The organism is Collinsella sp. AM10-26 (assembly GCF_003472525.1).
Classification (GTDB): Bacteria; Actinomycetota; Coriobacteriia; order Coriobacteriales; family Coriobacteriaceae; genus Collinsella.
Genome location: NZ_QRMC01000010.1, coordinates 35,436 through 50,711 on the forward strand (window position 1 = coordinate 35,436; position 15,276 = coordinate 50,711).

Consider the following 15,276-nt stretch of genomic DNA (forward strand, 5'->3'; position numbering starts at 1 on the left):
CGCGCTCGGTTCCGCGCGCGTTGTCCCGGAATGACGCGGGACGGGCGCCTTCGGTGTCGGCCGACCCTACCGCTTCTTCTTGCTCTTCTTCTGCTTGCGCTGCTTGCCCTTGTTGTCCTGAGGCTTGTCGGCCTTGTCGCCCTGCTTGGCCTCGGCTGCGGCCCTCTCGGTCTTCATTTTCTTCTTTTTGGTCTCGATGCGGAGCTTTTTGTTGATGCGCGCCTTCAGGAAGGGGCCAAACTGCTCGGCATCGCCGCGAACAAAGGTGTCCTTGGGGATCGTCACGCCCTGGTCGGCGAACATGGCCACAAAGATGCGCTCGCCGTCGAGCACGTGGTCGAGCTTCTCAAACGGGAAGAACTGCGATTTGCCGCTCTTGCCCCAGACCATCAGGCCGGTCTCGTTGGCGGCGACGCGGCGATAGCGGCCGCCCATGGACTCGTCGGCCTCGACGGCATCGATAAAGTCGCGGGCGAGCGTGTGGTGCAGGTTTTTGCTCCACCAGGCCAAAAAGGCGCCGAACACGATCAGGACGACGCCAAACTTGATCCAGTTGCCGCCGGCCACCAGCATGCCAACGCCCAGCAGCGCGGCAATTGCCGCGGCGACATACAGCGAGCCGCGACGCCTGGGCGAGGCGACCAGACGGGCGAAGTCGGTGACGAGGTCGTTTTCGTACTGGTACTCGTTGAGGTACAGGATGCCGTCATCGGCTGCTGCCTGCTCCTCGAGCGCGACCTCGATCTGGTCGGCTGCTTCGGAGGGAACGAGGTTACTCTCTGCGTCTGCCATGCTCTTTGGACTCCTATCGCGGCGGGCTCGCCGTACGGGTTATTATGAATGCAGTATGCCGTGCGACCGTATGGCCGTCGCGGCAACAAGACTCAGTATACCCGGGGGAGCACCCATGGAATCGTTGTACCGAAAGTATCGCCCGCTCACCTTCGACTCCGTGGTGGGCCAGCAGCATATCGTCTCGACGCTCGAGCACGCCATCACCGAGGGGCGCCTGTCCCACGCCTACCTGTTCTGCGGACCGCGCGGCACGGGCAAGACCACCATGGCGCGCATCCTTGCCAAGGCACTGCTGTGCCGCAATGCCGAGGCAGCGCGCGCCGAGGGTGCAAGCGGCTGCATGCCCGACGGCACCTGTGAGGAGTGCGAGCTCATTGCCGAGGGTAACCACCCGGATGTCTACGAGCTCGATGCCGCAAGCCGTACCGGCGTGGACAACGTGCGCGAGGAGATCATCAACTCCGTCAACTTTGCCCCGGTGCGTGGCAGGTACAAGATTTATATCATCGACGAGGTCCACATGCTCACGACGGCGGCGTTCAACGCGCTGCTCAAGACGCTCGAGGAGCCGCCGGCACACGTGATCTTTGTGCTGTGCACTACCGACCCGCAAAAGATTCTGGAGACCATCCTCTCGCGCTGCCAGCGTTTCGATTTCCATCGCATCGGCAACGAGGATATTGAGCATCGCCTGGCATACGTGTGCGAGCAGGAGGGCTTCGATTACGACGATGAGGCGCTGGCTATCGTGGCGCGCCATGCCAAGGGCGGCATGCGCGACGCGTTGTCCACGCTGGAGCAGCTGAGCGTCTTTGGCAACGGTTCTGTGCATGCGGACGACGCCCGCTCGCTTTTAGGCGAGGTTTCGGACCAGATTCTGGGCGAGTTTTCCCGCGCCATTGCCGATCGCAACGTTGCCGAGCTCTATGGACTGATTCGTGCGCAGGTCGAGGAGGGCAATGACCTGCTGGAGCTGACGCGCGACCTGGTGGCGCATGTGCGCGACGTGTACGTGGCATGCGTTGCCGGCGCCCGTGCCGAGCTGTTTGAGGGCGGCTCCGAGCAGGCCGAGGCGCTTGCTGCCGAGGCCGCTGCCTTTGGCGAGCATCCTGCCGACCGCCTGGCCCGTGTGCTGACGGTGCTCGACGATGCTGCGCTGGAGATGAGGGGCGCGAGCGACGTACGCCTGGTGCTCGAGATTGCCTGCACGCGTCTGGCACGTCCCGAGGCTGATTTAACGATTGAGGCATTGGCCGAGCGCATGGCGCGTTTGGAGGCCATGGTTGCCAACGGCGCCGTGCCGGCGAGCGTGGCTGCTGCTCAGGCCGCCGCGCCTGCAGCATCCGTACCCGCTGCTGCCCAACAGCCGACGCTCATTTCGGGCGCCCGTGCTGCCGCTCCGGCGGCATCCGCTGCCCCTGCTGCTACGTCCGCGCGCCAGGGTGGCATGCCTTGGGACCGCGGAGCTGCTGTTCCGACTGCCCAGCCTGCGCCCCGTTCTGCGTCCGTGTCAGTCTCCAAGCCTGCAGCGCCTGCGCCTCAGCCCGTTGCGGCCCCCGCGCCTGCCACCGCTCCGGCACCTAAGCCCCAGTCCAACAATGCCGCCCAGGTTGCCGCCGCCGGTGCTGCCGAGACGCCCGCGGTCGAGGATGCCGGAGAGCTGCAGCGCAAATGGGCCGAGGTTGTCGAGCGTGTCAAGGCGCGTCAGGCTTCCTACGCAGGGCTTTTGCTCAACGCCCGCGCCACGGCCGACGACGGCTCCAAGCTCACGGTCTCGTTCCCCGCGGGCTCGACTTTTGCCATTAAGATGCTCGGTCGCGCCGATACGCAGTCGGTGGTTCTGCCGACGGTCTGCGCGGTCTTCGGTCGTCGTACCGTCGACTATGTCCTGGATGGGGGTGGCACGCCGGCTCCTCAACATGAGGAGCATTCTCCATCTGCACGGGCTGCGGCATCTGCGGACCCGCAACCCGTGTCCTCGGCGGCCCCTGCATCCTCGAGCGCCAGCGCAACGCAGCCAAAAGCAGCACCGGTAGCGGCACCGACCCCGTCGGCGCCTAAACCCGTCACGGCCAAACCGGCTGCTCCGACACCCGCGCCCAAGCCCGCCTCGCCCGCGCCCAAGTCATCCGACCTGGGCAAGGCCCCCTGGCTGCGCTCGGACAATCCCGCCGGCGCTCCTGCCACGGGCATGCTCCCGACCGAGCCTGCGCCCCGCGCTCCCGAGCGCGCGTCCGCTCCCAAGGCTCAGCCGTCCGTGCCGTCTGCACCGTGGGAATCCGAACAGGTACCCTACGACGACGCCATGGTTGGCGGTTTTGCCGCCGACACGGGCGGGGACGATCTGCCCCCGTTCGACGTGCCGGGTGCGGCGTCCGCGCCCAAGTCCGCTGCAACTGCCCCCAAAGAGGAGGACGCTCCTGCAGCTCCCTGGGAGTCCAACCCCGGCGCCGGCAGCCCCTTCGGCCATCAGGGTGCAGCCCCGAGCATCCCGCAGACCGAGGACGAGGCCAAAGCCCTCATCCGCAGCGTCTTCGGCCAGTCCACCATCTTCAAGCCGGTGGAGTAGCTGCGCAGGCGGGTATACTGCTCAAGAAGAGAACCCCTTGCCCGGGCGCATCTGTATTTCGGACATGTGTAGTGTGGTGCCGCGCATCTCGCATTCGAGCAGACAGGTACGCGACGGTCGTCCTAGGGTGCTGAGGTCGACACGATACGTCGCACGACTGTCTGTGTACTCGACTTGCATGTCGTTGGCAACTGCTCCGATTGTCAAAAAAGAGCCTGGCTCGGCATCAACAATCTTGGAATCTTTTATCTTGACCTTGAGCTCTTGGTAAAGGGACGGGCTGTTGTAGTAAACGGTCCGGGTCCCGTCGGTGCACTCATCGGTCGCTTCCCATTTGACGACGGGCTGGTCCGAGCTGGCTATCAGCAGTTCTGCTCCAAAGGCTATAGCATGGGTGATGACAACCAGTAATGCCCAGCCGACAAAGAGATAGAGAACCACATATGCAACGGGGTGTTTTGAGCGGATGTTTTGGAGCGCGTCGGGGGCATTCATGGGGGCACCTCCAAATTGCTGTCTGTGACAATCAAATTATACCCTGCCATCATGAGCGCCGCCTCGAGCAGCGGTTCGGCATTTAGCCATTTAGTGGTACGCAGAAAATGTCGGATTCCGGCTCTACAAGATTTAGCTTTCAATAATATGCAGATGCGAATTATTCAACTTCGCATAATCTTTGGGTGCGGCTTGCACTCCAGGACATGTATATCGACTGAGGGAACACGTCCGCCCCGCTCGCTGGCCCCGCGCCGTGGTACGATTTTTGAGTTTGAAAGTCCCGCCGTGCTCCGGCTGCCCTTGCAGCTCGGCGTGCGGCCGCACGTAAAGGAGCCATCATGGCCGGTATGAACATGCAGCAGATGATGAAGCAGGCTCGCAAGATGCAGGAGCAGCTTGCCGCCGCGCAGGAGAACCTCAAGTCCCAGACCGTCGACGCCTCTGCCGGTGGCGGCATGGTCAAGGTGACCGTTAACGGCGAGATGGAGCTCGTCAACCTCACCATCGATCCCGATGCCCTCGATCCCGAGGACGTCGATATGCTGCAGGATATGATCATGGCTGCCGTCAACGAGGCCGTTCGCGGCGTCAACGAGCTCGCCAACAAGCAGATGGGCGCCATCACCGGCGGTCTCAACATCCCGGGCATGCCGTTCTAAGACGCGCATATATATGAGTGCCAACCATAGCCTGCAAAAATTGCTCGATGAGCTGGGTCGCCTGCCGGGCATTGGCCCCAAGTCGGCTCAGCGCATCGCCTATTACCTGCTCGAGGCCGATGCCGAGGAGGCGCGCCGCTTGGCCGAGGCCATCCTGGAGGTTAAGCAGGAGGTTCATTTTTGCAGCCGCTGCTTTAACTACGCCACGGCCGACGAGTGCTCCATCTGCCAGGATTCGATGCGCGATACCACTCGCATTTGCGTGGTGGGCGAGCCGCGCGATGTCCAGGCGATTGAGCGCACGGGCAGCTACCATGGTCTCTACCACGTATTGGGCGGCGTGATTAGTCCCATGGACAAGATCGGCCCCGAGCAGCTGCACATTCGTGAGCTGCTGGCACGCTTGGGCCACGAGGACATCCACGAGGTCATCATCGCCACCAACCCCAATATTGAGGGCGAGACCACGGCGAGCTACCTGGCCCGCACTATCAAGCCGCTGGGCGTCGAGGTGTCGCGTCTGGCAAGCGGCCTTCCCGTGGGCGGCGACCTGGAGTATGCCGACGAGCTTACGCTTGGGCGCGCCATTGAGGCCCGTCGCACGATTTAGGTGGCGAGCCTGCTCCTGCCGTATGTTATCCTCGCGACGCACGGGGTAGCCATAATTTCCCCGTGCGACTGTAAGTTTGTTGTGCAACAAAGATGCTTTGTATCCGCTTATCGCATGGATGCTTTCATTCGCATCCTTAATTTGCCCATTCGTTTCGCAACCTTTTGGGTTCGCTGATACACTCAAATATGGATTCGAATGAATGCGCCGCTCCCGAGCGGCGTGTTTTTGTTGGAGGAGAACGCATGCGGCCCGGTGGCACTCAGACAAAGCGCGGCGCCGCGGTGCGCATGCGACGCCGACTGGGCTTGGCGCCGCGGGCGTACGCACTGCTGTCTTGCTCGCTGGTGCTGGTCATAGCTGGCGTTTCTGTCTATGGCATGACCGTGCCGTCCATGATGCAGGCGCATGCCGCACGCGAACCGCGCGTGGGGCATGAGGTCAAAAGTGACCTGGGCACCACGACTGGATATGCTTGGGTAAGTGTGGTCGCGCATATTGTGTTTGGCACCGACGATGCGGACGGCGCCGAGGCCCCGGACAACGAAGTCACGCTTGCCAATGGCAAAACCATCGTGCTCACCAACACCAAGATCATCGATCGGTTGTCCAACAATAGCGTGGCGGCAACGGTGAGTAAGGTCGAGCAGCAGAAGGAGCAGGACGCCCAGCAGTCCGGAAAGCCCGGTAGCTCGGATACTTCTGGCTCCGGCTCGGATTCGTCGAGTTCGGGCGGCGGCTCAGGATCGGGTTCCTCTGCCGGAGGGTCTGGAAACGGCGGCTCGACGGGCGGCAACACTGACAACGATGCAAACTCCGGTGGCCTTTCCGCTGCTGAGGAAGAGAGCATTCACAGTTGGCTTGTGACCAAGTACAACATGCTCGACGGCTATGTTTCTCGTGCCAATGACGTGGTCTCGACCTATAACTCTACGGGAGATCCCAGGCCGTGCGACAGCCTGGTCGGGGAGATGTTTGTCATTCGAGCCGAGTTCGGTCGTCAGACATTCTCGCCCCGGTCAAAGTGGTATCAGCAGTACGCCAATCTGTGGGGCTGTTACACCAACCTATGTCAATGGGTCGGCCATTACGGCGATGATGACGTCGCGCTCGGTAACTTCAACAATAACGTGGCGGCGCTTGCCCTATGATGACCGATCTTGCATCCACCACACCACAATCGCTCGGTCGCGATCCGATGGTCGGCCTGCGCCTGGCGCGTGTCGACGGGTTTGAGCCGGCCATTGCGCTCGGTCAGGACGAACTGCCTGCCTATCTGCGTCGTTTTACGATGCTGTTTGCCGACGATGCCACCATACGCCGTGGCGGTATCGGCCGCGTGACGCGTGCCGTCAACGCCCAAGGCGAGGCCGTGGCGCTCAAGCAGCTCATCTTGCCGACGCGCGATGAGTTTGACGACGATGCAACTCACGAGGCGCTGGTCGCCAAGTTCAAGGCGGCGTTTCGCGAGGAATACGAATGCCATCGCGCCCTTTCGGGCCTTAAGGGCTTTCCCCGCCTCTATGGCTGGGGCGAGGTCGACGGTGTGCCTGCAATTGTCATGGAATGGGTCGAGGGCGAGACGCTCGCCCGCTTGCGTTCGCGACTCGCCGTGGACGATGCCGGACGCCTGTCGCCGCTTGTGGCGGCGCGTTTGGGTCGCGACCTGTTCGATCTGCTCTGCCGTATGAGCCTGGTGGGTGAGGGCTTTGTCCATCGCGATATCTCGCCCGCTAATATTATGGTGCGTACGGCGCGTCTACCGCTTGACCGGCAGCTTGCCGAGGGCACCTTTGACCTGTGCCTGATCGACTTTGGCTCGTCGCTGGCGCTTGAGCCTGCGTCGGCCGTGGCCGGTGCCGGCGGCAAGGCGTCGTTTACGGAGCGCTATGCCACGCTGCGTCGCGCGACGGTTGCCTATGCCCCGCCTGAGATGCTCACCGACGATATTCCCGACCTGCGCGCTTTGCGTATGTCGCCGGCGATTGACGTCTATGCCGCGGCAAGCACGGTTTACGAGCTTATTGCCGGCGTCGCGCCATACGGAGCCGCGCCGAGCACTTCGGGCGCCTCGGGTTCGCGCAAAAAGACGCGCGACATCGCCAGCCCCTACCGTCTCAAGATGGACACGCGGCCCGACTATCCCATTGGTGCCCATGCGCCCGGTTGCGATTTGACTCAGCTGCTTCGTCGTGAGCCCGATGTGGCGCTCGCCGCGGCCGAGCAGGCCCAGCAACTGGGGCTTGAGCCGGATTCCGAGGAGCTACGCGATGCGCTGGCGTTTGTCGATGCCCAGCTGTTCGACGTGGTGATGGCCTGTCTGTCCAGCTCTCAAAAAGATCGTCCCGAGCCGGCGGCGGTCGAGGCGGCACTCTCGGCGTTTTGTGACCACTATGCGCAAAATGTCGGTCGTTCGCTCCGTGGCGAGCCGCTCACGCCGTGCCCCATGGATGCGTCCGGCCGCGCGGTTCGTCGCGCGCTGATGGTCGGCGCGGCGGTCGTCTGCGGCGTGGTTTGGGCTGTGGTCGTGGTTTCGGCCGCGCTGCTGGCATCGGGCACTCGCGTGACGGCGACTTTGGGATCGCTCGTGTGGTCTGGGTCGCTACCGGGTATTATTGCCGCACTGGCGTTGGCGCTGCCAGGCATAGCCGGCGTTGCCGCGGGGGCACTTGCGCGCGATCGGCGCTCGGGGTTCCTGCAGGGTGTGCTTGCGCTTTCTGCCTGCGAGGTTCCGGTATTGGCTGTGGCTGCATGTAGCGTATTTTCTCAACGCGCCGTGATGGGCGGCCTTGTTGCCGCTCTGATTGCAACCTATACGCTTACGTGGTTTTTGCTTGCGATGGGCTTTGCCTTTGAACTTCCCGTTTCGGCACCGCGACGCACAAAAGCCCAGATGGCGACTCCGCTTGCTGGTGGCGCCGCAGCTGCCCGCACTTTTGGCGGACCTGTCGAAGTATCGTCCGATTCTATTTCTACGACCAAGGAGGCCTAGGTCATGGCATCTCAAGTTGGGCTCACCCCATGCGGCGCCATGTTTGATATCTTTAAGCGCGCGGCGCATCTGAGCCATATCGAGCTGTGTGGCTTGGTGCTTTCGTCCCGTCCGCTCGCCGATGGCCGCAGCCCGCAGAGCCGAGCCGCCGATCGCTCTTGGGTTTCCCGCTTTATCGTTCGCGCGCCGGTCGGCACGCTTCAGCAGCGCTACTTTGCCGAATACGGTACCTCGGCTGCGCGTATTATGTCGCAACTGGCCCTGCGCCAGCGCAATCCCATGGACTCCACGGCTGTAATCAATATGGTCTGCGGTCCTGCAGGTGAACCGATGGTACGCGCGCTCGAAGAGTGCCACCAGGACACGAATCTCTATCGCAACGCGCTCGATCGCCTGTCCCAGGCGGCGGAACTCATGCCCGCCGAGCGCGCCGAGGCCGTGCTGGTGCTGTTTGTCGCCGTCGGTTGTTCGGCGGATGTGCGGTCCTCGGTGAACTATGCCATCGACTACGCGCACGCGACCTGTGGCGGAGGCACATCCACGCCGCGTTCGCTTGGCATGTCGATGACCGCGGGCGAACGCGAACCCGCCCCGGCGCACCCTTTGGGCTTGCTGCGCATACAAAACAGTTTTGTCGTGAGCGCCCCGCGCTGGATTCAGCCGAGTGAGCAGGGTGTTGAGATTGGCGCGCTGGCCACTGGTGAGGGCGATATTACCGACGTCGGCGACGATGTCTCGGCCCGCCATGCCCATATCTGGTGCGATGCTCAAAATATCTGGCACGTCGAGGACTTGTCGTCCACCAACGGAACCGTGGTGGTAAACGGGGCCACGCGTGTCTGCATTCAGGTCGAGCCCGGTCGTTCCGCCCAACTCAATCCCGGCGACGAGCTCAAGCTCGGCGAATCCACTACCTACGCCATCCTCTTCGGTGCCCTCTAGCCGGCAGATAGGGACGCTCCTTTTCTGCCGGCACTTGGGGACACTCCTTGTCGCGCCAGAGCCAGTCGCCCGGGGATGGAGGGGCCATTTTGGCCCTTGGCGGTCACCCAAGGCAAACCTTTACCGCCCACCTATATTTGACGAAATATAGCTTGGCGGCGGGGTACAATAAACCCGCATGCGGATTTCCGTTGCGGGCGCTTCCCATCGCCGGGGCGTGCCCGGGAGCATCCGGCATGCGGCCTTTGCGGCGCTCGGTCATGTGCAAGACGGGCGGTCGAGTCTGTGGGGTGCATCAGCTGCCCCTCGCCTCGGCATGCCTTCTCTCCACGCCATGTACCTGCTGCTCAGTCTGCCTGCCAGATGATGGAAGCAACAGCGAAAATCCCATCACGCCAACATCCCGGCGATCGCCGGGGCCTGTATACCTATATGAGAGGAGAGGGGTATATGGCGCGTAAGTTTAAGTCTATGGACGGCAACGAGGCGGCCGCATATGTTTCGTATGCGTACACCGAGGTAGCGGGAATCTATCCCATTACGCCGTCCAGCCCGATGGCCGACCATGTCGACCAGTGGGCGGCCCAGGGTCGCAAGAACATCTTCGGCACCCCGGTCAAGGTCGTCGAGATGGAGTCCGAGGCAGGTGCAGCCGGTACCGTTCACGGTTCGCTGGGTGCCGGTGCTCTGACCACCACCTACACGGCTTCTCAGGGTCTGCTCCTGATGATCCCGAACATGTACAAGATCGCGGGCGAGCAGCTCCCGGGCGTCTTCCACGTCTCCGCGCGTTGCGTCGCTTCCCACGCCCTGAACATTTTTGGCGATCACTCCGACGTCATGGCCTGTCGTCAGACCGGTTTCGCCATGCTCGCCGAGGGCAACGTCCAGGAGGTCATGGACCTCTCGCCGGTGGCTCACCTTGCCGCCATCGAGGGTAAGACCCCGTTCCTTAACTTCTTTGACGGCTTCCGCACCAGCCACGAGATCCAGAAGGTCGCCATGTGGGACTACAAGGATCTGGCCGAGATGTGCGACATGGACGCCGTCCAGGCTTTCCGCGACCACGCGCTCAACCCTGAGCACCCGCACACCCGCGGCAGCCACGAGAACGGCGATATCTTCTTCCAGAACCGCGAGGCCTGCAACAAGGTCTACGACGAGCTCCCTGCCGTCGTCGAGGGCTACATGAAGAAGATCAACGAGAAGCTCGGCACCGATTACGGCCTGTTCAACTACTACGGCGCTCCCGATGCCGACCGCGTCGTCGTGTGCATGGGCTCCTTCTGCGACGTGCTCGAGGAAGTCATCGACTACCTCAACGCTCACGGCGAGAAGGTTGGCCTGGTCAAGGTTCGCCTGTTCCGTCCGTTCTCTATCAAGCACTTCGTCGACGTTCTCCCCGAGACCGTCCAGAAGATCGCCGTCATGGACCGCACCAAGGAGCCGGGTTCCATCGGCGAGCCGCTCTACCAGGACGTCGTCTCCGCTCTCTACGAGGCTGGCAAGACGGGCATCAAGGTCGTCGGCGGCCGTTACGGCCTGGGCAGCAAGGACACGCCTCCCGCGTCCGCATTTGCTGTCTTTGAGGAGCTCAAGAAGGACGAGCCCAAGCGCGAGTTCACCATCGGCATTGTCGACGACGTGACCAACCTGAGCCTGCCTGAGGCCGAGGATGCGCCCAACACCGCAGCCCCTGGCACCATCGAGTGCAAGTTCTGGGGTCTGGGTGGCGACGGTACCGTCGGCGCCAACAAGAACTCGATCAAGATCATCGGCGACCACACCGACAAGTACGTCCAGGCCTACTTCCAGTACGACTCCAAGAAGACCGGCGGCGTCACCGTCTCGCACCTGCGCTTTGGTGATTCCCCGATCCGTTCGCCGTACTACGTGACCAAGGCCGACTTTGTCGCCTGCCATAACCCCAGCTACATCGTCAAGGGCTTCAAGATGGTCCGCGACGTCAAGCCGGGTGGAACCTTCCTGGTCAACTGCCAGTGGAGCGACGAGGAGTTCGCCGAGCACATGCCCGCCGTGGCCAAGCGCTACATCGCGAACAACAACGTCAACGTCTACCTGATCGACGCTATCGACCTGGCGGCCAAGGTCGGTATGGGCAAGCGCACCAACACGGTGCTCCAGTCCGCCTTCTTCGCGCTGGCCAAGGTCCTGCCCGCCGAGGACGCCCTGCAGTACATGAAGGACGCGGCTACCAAGTCCTACATGAAGAAGGGCCAGGCCATCGTCGACGCCAACCATAAGGCCATCGATGCTGGCGCTACCGCCTTCCGTAAGTTCGAGGTTCCGGCCGACTGGGCTACCGCCGAGGATGCCGCTCCCGTCGAGCTCTCCGAGGAGACCAAGTCCGCCATCGCTCAGCAGGTCAAGAACCTGCTCGAGCCCATCGATCGCATGGATGGCGACAGCCTGCCCGTTTCCGCCTTTGTCGATTGCGCCGACGGCCAGTTTGAGCTGGGCGCCTCCGCATACGAGAAGCGCGGCGTCGCCGTGGTCGTTCCCCACTGGGACGAGACCAAGTGCATCCAGTGTAACCAGTGCGCCTATGTGTGCCCGCATGCCACCATCCGTCCGTTCGCGATGACCGAGGACGAGGCTGCCGCCGCGCCCGAGGCTACCCGCACGCTCGACGCTATGGGCCCCAAGGCCAAGGGCATGAAGTTCACCATGGCCGTGTCCCCGCTCGACTGCATGGGCTGCACCAACTGCGTCAAGGTCTGCCCCAAGGGCGCCCTCGAGATGGTTCCCACCGAGCAGGAGATGGACCAGCAGCCCGTTTGGGACTACATGGTCGAGAACGTCTCCGAGAAGAAGGAGCTCATCGCGGCCAACGTCAAGGGCAGCCAGTTTAAGCAGCCTTACCTGGAGTTCTCCGGCTCCTGCGCCGGCTGCGCCGAGACCGCCTATGCACGTCTGGTGACCCAGGTCGCCGGCGACCGCATGTTCATCTCCAACGCCACCGGTTGCTCCTCCATTTGGGGCAACCCCGCTGCCACCGCTCCTTACTGCAAGGACAAGGACGGTCACGGCCCGGCGTGGAACAACTCCCTGTTCGAGGACAATGCCGAGCACGGTCTGGGCATGGCTGTCGGTTACGAGGCCGTCCAGAACAAGCTGATCGCCGCCACCCAGGACATCATCGCTGCCGATGGTCCGTCCGACGAGCTCAAGGCCGCTGGCCAGGCTTGGATCGACTCCGTCAACGATGCCGAGGCCTCCAAGACCGCTGCCGCTGCCTACGTTGCCGAGCTCGAGAAGTGCGGCTGCGACGCTTCCAAGGCGATTCTCGCCGACAAGGCTTACCTCACCAAGAAGTCCTTCTGGATCTTCGGCGGCGACGGCTGGGCCTACGACATCGGCTTCGGTGGCCTGGACCACGTCCTGGCTTCCGGCCACAATGTCAACGTCTTCGTCTTCGATACCGAGGTCTACTCCAACACCGGTGGTCAGGCCTCCAAGGCCTCGAACCTGGGCCAGGTCGCTCAGTTCGCCGCTGCCGGTAAGGTGACCAAGAAGAAGTCTCTGGCCGAGATTGCCATGAGCTACGGCTACGTCTACGTGGCACAGGTTGCCATGGGCGCCAACCCGGCTCAGACCCTCAAGGCCATCCATGAGGCCGAGGCCTACGACGGCCCGTCCCTCATCATCGGCTACAGCCCCTGCGAGATGCACTCCATCAAGAAGGGCGGCATGCAGAACTGCCAGGCCGAGATGAAGAAGGCTGTCGAGTGCGGTTACTGGAACCTCTTCCGCTTCAACCCCGAGGCTGCTGCCGGCAAGAAGTTCTCGCTCGATTCCAAGGAGCCCGCGGGCGGTTATCAGGAGTTCCTGATGAACGAGGCCCGTTACGCTTCGCTGACGCGTTCCTTCCCCGAGCGCGCCGAGGAGCTCTTCAAGGAGAACGAGCAGGCCGCCATGGATCGCTACCAGCACCTGCTGAAGCTCAAGACGGTGTACAACGAGGCCTAGGTCTCTCACCGCAGGATCTGAGGGCTGACCTTCGCGGACGTCCTCGGACATGAAAGAACCCCCGCTGCGCACTGAACTGCGGCGGGGGTTCTTTCGTCCTGCGGAATGTCCGCGAAGGGCAGCCCTCAGATCCTGCTACGACTACGTCCTCGGATTGTGGGGCTGAACGGGGGGCGTGGTTGGCAGGGCCTTTTGTCCCGGTTGCTGTTTCGCGGCATTGCCGCGAAACCACGCGCTTCTCTGGGTATAGAGGGGGAGCTGATAACAAGCAACGCCTTATTGGAGTTGTTTTGCCAGTTCAAAAGCCCATCAATGATCTTACTGGGTGGCATTAAAACTCCTAAATGACAAAAATTGGTAGATAGGATTGCCCCTATAAGTACAAAAATTGGCAGTCAGAAATGACCCAAATCATACAGAAATTGGCAGATAGCGAAGATTCGCTTAGGTCTCAAAGCCATCGAACCGGCGCGGTACCATGCAAAAAGGCTGGGGACGCTGTTGCTTGCGTCTCCAGCCTCTTGATTACTACTTTGGGCCCCGTGATGGGGTGTGGTTGGTGCTGCTAGTCCGGTTTACCTTGTCTCGCCGGTTTCGGTGCGCAGACGGTAGCCGTGGACCAGGTCGCTGATGGCCGGCCAGGGAATCTGGCGATCGACCCAAAATTGCAGCTGGACCAGATAGCGCTCGGTGGCGCGGGTGAGGGCGGCAAACTGCTCATGGGTCTCGACCTGGGCGTAGAGGTCGCGGCTGCGGGCGAGGACGGCGGTCGTATCGTCCATCTTGCCGGTGACGTCAAAGGCGCCCGAGAACCAGTCGCACAGGCGCGCGGCGCTGTTGTTGAGGGTGGCCAAGTCGGCGGTGTTACCGTTGACGTTCTCGGCTGCCTGGGCGCGCAGGAGCGAAAGGGCGTCGGCAGCGTTCATGCAGTAGCCGACGGTAAAGTTCCATACTGCGAACTCGCGGCCAGTGTCGAGCTTGCGGCGACGCATATAGTCGATATCGCGCGGCTCCTCAAGCATCATTTGGTCGGCAAGGGCTTCTAGCGAAGTGGTGTACTCTGCAAGGTCGAGTACAAGCAGGGTGTCGATATTCATTATCTTTAGGCCTCCGCTTCGATCTCGACGATTTCGTTTTTGATGTACATGCCCTGATTGTCCCAAATGTTGCGACAAGCGGTGGCAAAGCGCTCGCGGTCGGCCTCGCAGATGCGGGCAAACATGTTGCAGGTGCCAAAAGGCTCGCAAACATCAAAGAAGATACAGACCGAAGACCAGCCGCCGTACCAGCTCACCGCACCCGCCGGCTCGTTAAAGACGGGATTCTCGATGTGCTCGTAGTTGGCGATGGGGCCCGATACGGGATAGGTCACCTCGGTATCGCAAATCTTTGCCGAGAAGATGCGCGACTCGACCGGACAGGACGCTTCGAACAATCTGCATGCTTCGGGCGCTTTGTCCCAGAGCATGTCGGCGAGAAACGTCTCACCATTCAGCGTAATCTTGAGCATTTTTGTCATAGTAAGGACCTCCTCAATCCGTCGCTCAAGGGGCTCGCTGGCGGATAAAGGAGAAGACAGCCACGGGGTCGCCGAACCCAAACTTCACGACAGATGCCTGCCGCCCCAGCCCGTGCTGTACTTGGCTAAAGTATCACGCCTTGGGAGCCGAAGCAATATCCCTGTTTAGATTTTTTTGGACGCTTGGGCACAGCGCAACTTGTTCACAGTCGCTTACCGCAGGGTGAAGCACGATCGACTATCCTTTTTGTTGGATGAAAAGCCCCATGTTTTTGCAGGGATGCATACTCGTCCTATAAGTGCATAGAATCTCGTATAGTGCGAGTAAGATATTATGCTGTCTGTTTTGTGTTTAGCAGAGATATAGTTTGTATAATCTGCTCTAATCTCTGCTCTATTTAAATAAAGTTGCACGTAAATGGCTTAGATATGCCTGAGCTGGGCTTCTGTACGCTGAGCGGGTAAAAACGACCGTTCGCCGCTCCACTATTTTCAAAATGAATAAAATGAGCGATAAAGAGAATATAAACCTTAATAAACTCGCGTATCGCACGGACGCGGGTTATTAATGGGTTGTAGGCCTTTTACAGAAAGGATTCCAGCAATGTCTAAGCCTCTTGGCAAGCCCGATCGTATTGTCGTCGCCCTTGGCGGCAACGCCCTCGGCAACAACCCCGTCGAGCAGATCGAGGCCGTGAGCAA

11 protein-coding genes and 1 pseudogene are annotated in these 15,276 nt (G+C 61.6%); 8 read left to right on the plus strand and 4 right to left on the minus strand.

Features of this window, described 5'->3' with window-relative positions; genetic code table 11:
- Positions 1–66: 66 nt before the first annotated feature.
- Positions 67–792, minus strand: coding sequence for a hypothetical protein (locus DW123_RS09610; RefSeq protein ID WP_158570748.1), 726 nt, complete (start codon positions 790–792; stop codon positions 67–69).
- Positions 793–907: 115 nt separating this feature from the next.
- Here DW123_RS09610 and dnaX point away from each other — a divergent pair, with 115 nt between their 5' ends.
- Positions 908–3,364 (plus strand): DNA polymerase III subunit gamma/tau, encoded by a 2,457-nt coding sequence (dnaX, locus tag DW123_RS08925; RefSeq protein WP_158570747.1) that lies wholly within the window; start codon positions 908–910, stop codon positions 3,362–3,364.
- A gap of 21 nt (positions 3,365–3,385) precedes the next feature.
- Here dnaX and DW123_RS08930 read toward each other — a convergent pair whose 3' ends face one another.
- Positions 3,386–3,859, minus strand: coding sequence for a hypothetical protein (locus DW123_RS08930; protein ID WP_117735409.1), 474 nt, complete (start codon positions 3,857–3,859; stop codon positions 3,386–3,388).
- A gap of 341 nt (positions 3,860–4,200) precedes the next feature.
- On the opposite strand from DW123_RS08930, the gene DW123_RS08935 reads away from it, so the two are divergent.
- From DW123_RS08935 to nifJ, 6 genes are all read left to right on the plus strand, one after another.
- Entirely contained in the window at positions 4,201–4,521 is a 321-nt protein-coding gene (locus DW123_RS08935; protein ID WP_006235174.1) for a YbaB/EbfC family nucleoid-associated protein, read from the plus strand.
- Between the two features lie 13 nt (positions 4,522–4,534).
- The gene (gene recR, locus DW123_RS08940) at positions 4,535–5,131 is read left to right on the plus strand and encodes a recombination mediator RecR (protein WP_089573257.1); all 597 of its coding nucleotides are present in this window, start codon (positions 4,535–4,537) and stop codon (positions 5,129–5,131) included.
- 245 nt (positions 5,132–5,376) lie between these two features.
- Positions 5,377–6,282, plus strand: a complete 906-nt coding sequence (locus DW123_RS08945) for a hypothetical protein (RefSeq protein WP_117735410.1) — start codon at positions 5,377–5,379, stop codon at positions 6,280–6,282.
- Positions 6,279–8,123 carry a hypothetical protein gene (locus DW123_RS08950; RefSeq protein WP_118273687.1) on the plus strand — a complete coding sequence of 615 codons (1,845 nt, stop codon included), beginning with the start codon at positions 6,279–6,281 and terminating at the stop codon, positions 8,121–8,123. The genes DW123_RS08945 and DW123_RS08950 overlap by 4 nt, the downstream gene beginning before the upstream one ends.
- 3 nt (positions 8,124–8,126) lie before the next feature.
- On the plus strand, positions 8,127–9,065 hold the full coding sequence (locus DW123_RS08955; protein WP_117793959.1) for an FHA domain-containing protein: 939 nt from the start codon (positions 8,127–8,129) through the stop codon (positions 9,063–9,065).
- Positions 9,066–9,515: 450 nt separating this feature from the next.
- Positions 9,516–13,055, plus strand: coding sequence for a pyruvate:ferredoxin (flavodoxin) oxidoreductase (nifJ, locus tag DW123_RS08960; RefSeq protein WP_117743978.1), 3,540 nt, complete (start codon positions 9,516–9,518; stop codon positions 13,053–13,055).
- A 575-nt stretch (positions 13,056–13,630) separates the two neighbouring features.
- Here the strand turns inward: nifJ and DW123_RS08965 are convergent.
- Both DW123_RS08965 and DW123_RS08970 read right to left on the minus strand, forming a co-directional pair.
- Positions 13,631–14,152: a hypothetical protein gene (locus tag DW123_RS08965; protein WP_118098124.1), complete on the minus strand. Its 522-nt coding sequence runs from the start codon at positions 14,150–14,152 to the stop codon at positions 13,631–13,633.
- Between the two features lie 5 nt (positions 14,153–14,157).
- Positions 14,158–14,574 carry a DUF3830 family protein gene (locus DW123_RS08970; RefSeq protein WP_117763384.1) on the minus strand — a complete coding sequence of 139 codons (417 nt, stop codon included), beginning with the start codon at positions 14,572–14,574 and terminating at the stop codon, positions 14,158–14,160.
- A gap of 604 nt (positions 14,575–15,178) precedes the next feature.
- Between DW123_RS08970 and DW123_RS08975 the strand changes: the two are divergent.
- A pseudogene (locus tag DW123_RS08975) lies at positions 15,179–15,276 on the plus strand (carbamate kinase); the annotation flags it as partial.

Bases quoted from the DNA above. Each gene is read 5' to 3' on its own strand.
- DW123_RS08935 (WP_006235174.1), top strand. From the start codon at position 4,201: ATGGCCGGTATGAACATGCAGCAGATGATGAAGCAGGCTCGCAAGATG.
- nifJ (WP_117743978.1), top strand. From the start codon at position 9,516: ATGGCGCGTAAGTTTAAGTCTATGGACGGCAACGAGGCGGCCGCATAT.
- DW123_RS08945 (WP_117735410.1), top strand. From the start codon at position 5,377: ATGCGGCCCGGTGGCACTCAGACAAAGCGCGGCGCCGCGGTGCGCATG.
- DW123_RS08970 (WP_117763384.1), bottom strand. From the start codon at position 14,574: ATGACAAAAATGCTCAAGATTACGCTGAATGGTGAGACGTTTCTCGCC.
- DW123_RS08950 (WP_118273687.1), top strand. From the start codon at position 6,279: ATGATGACCGATCTTGCATCCACCACACCACAATCGCTCGGTCGCGAT.
- DW123_RS08965 (WP_118098124.1), bottom strand. From the start codon at position 14,152: ATGAATATCGACACCCTGCTTGTACTCGACCTTGCAGAGTACACCACT.
- dnaX (WP_158570747.1), top strand. From the start codon at position 908: ATGGAATCGTTGTACCGAAAGTATCGCCCGCTCACCTTCGACTCCGTG.
- DW123_RS08930 (WP_117735409.1), bottom strand. From the start codon at position 3,859: ATGAATGCCCCCGACGCGCTCCAAAACATCCGCTCAAAACACCCCGTT.
- DW123_RS09610 (WP_158570748.1), bottom strand. From the start codon at position 792: ATGGCAGACGCAGAGAGTAACCTCGTTCCCTCCGAAGCAGCCGACCAG.
- recR (WP_089573257.1), top strand. From the start codon at position 4,535: ATGAGTGCCAACCATAGCCTGCAAAAATTGCTCGATGAGCTGGGTCGC.
- DW123_RS08955 (WP_117793959.1), top strand. From the start codon at position 8,127: ATGGCATCTCAAGTTGGGCTCACCCCATGCGGCGCCATGTTTGATATC.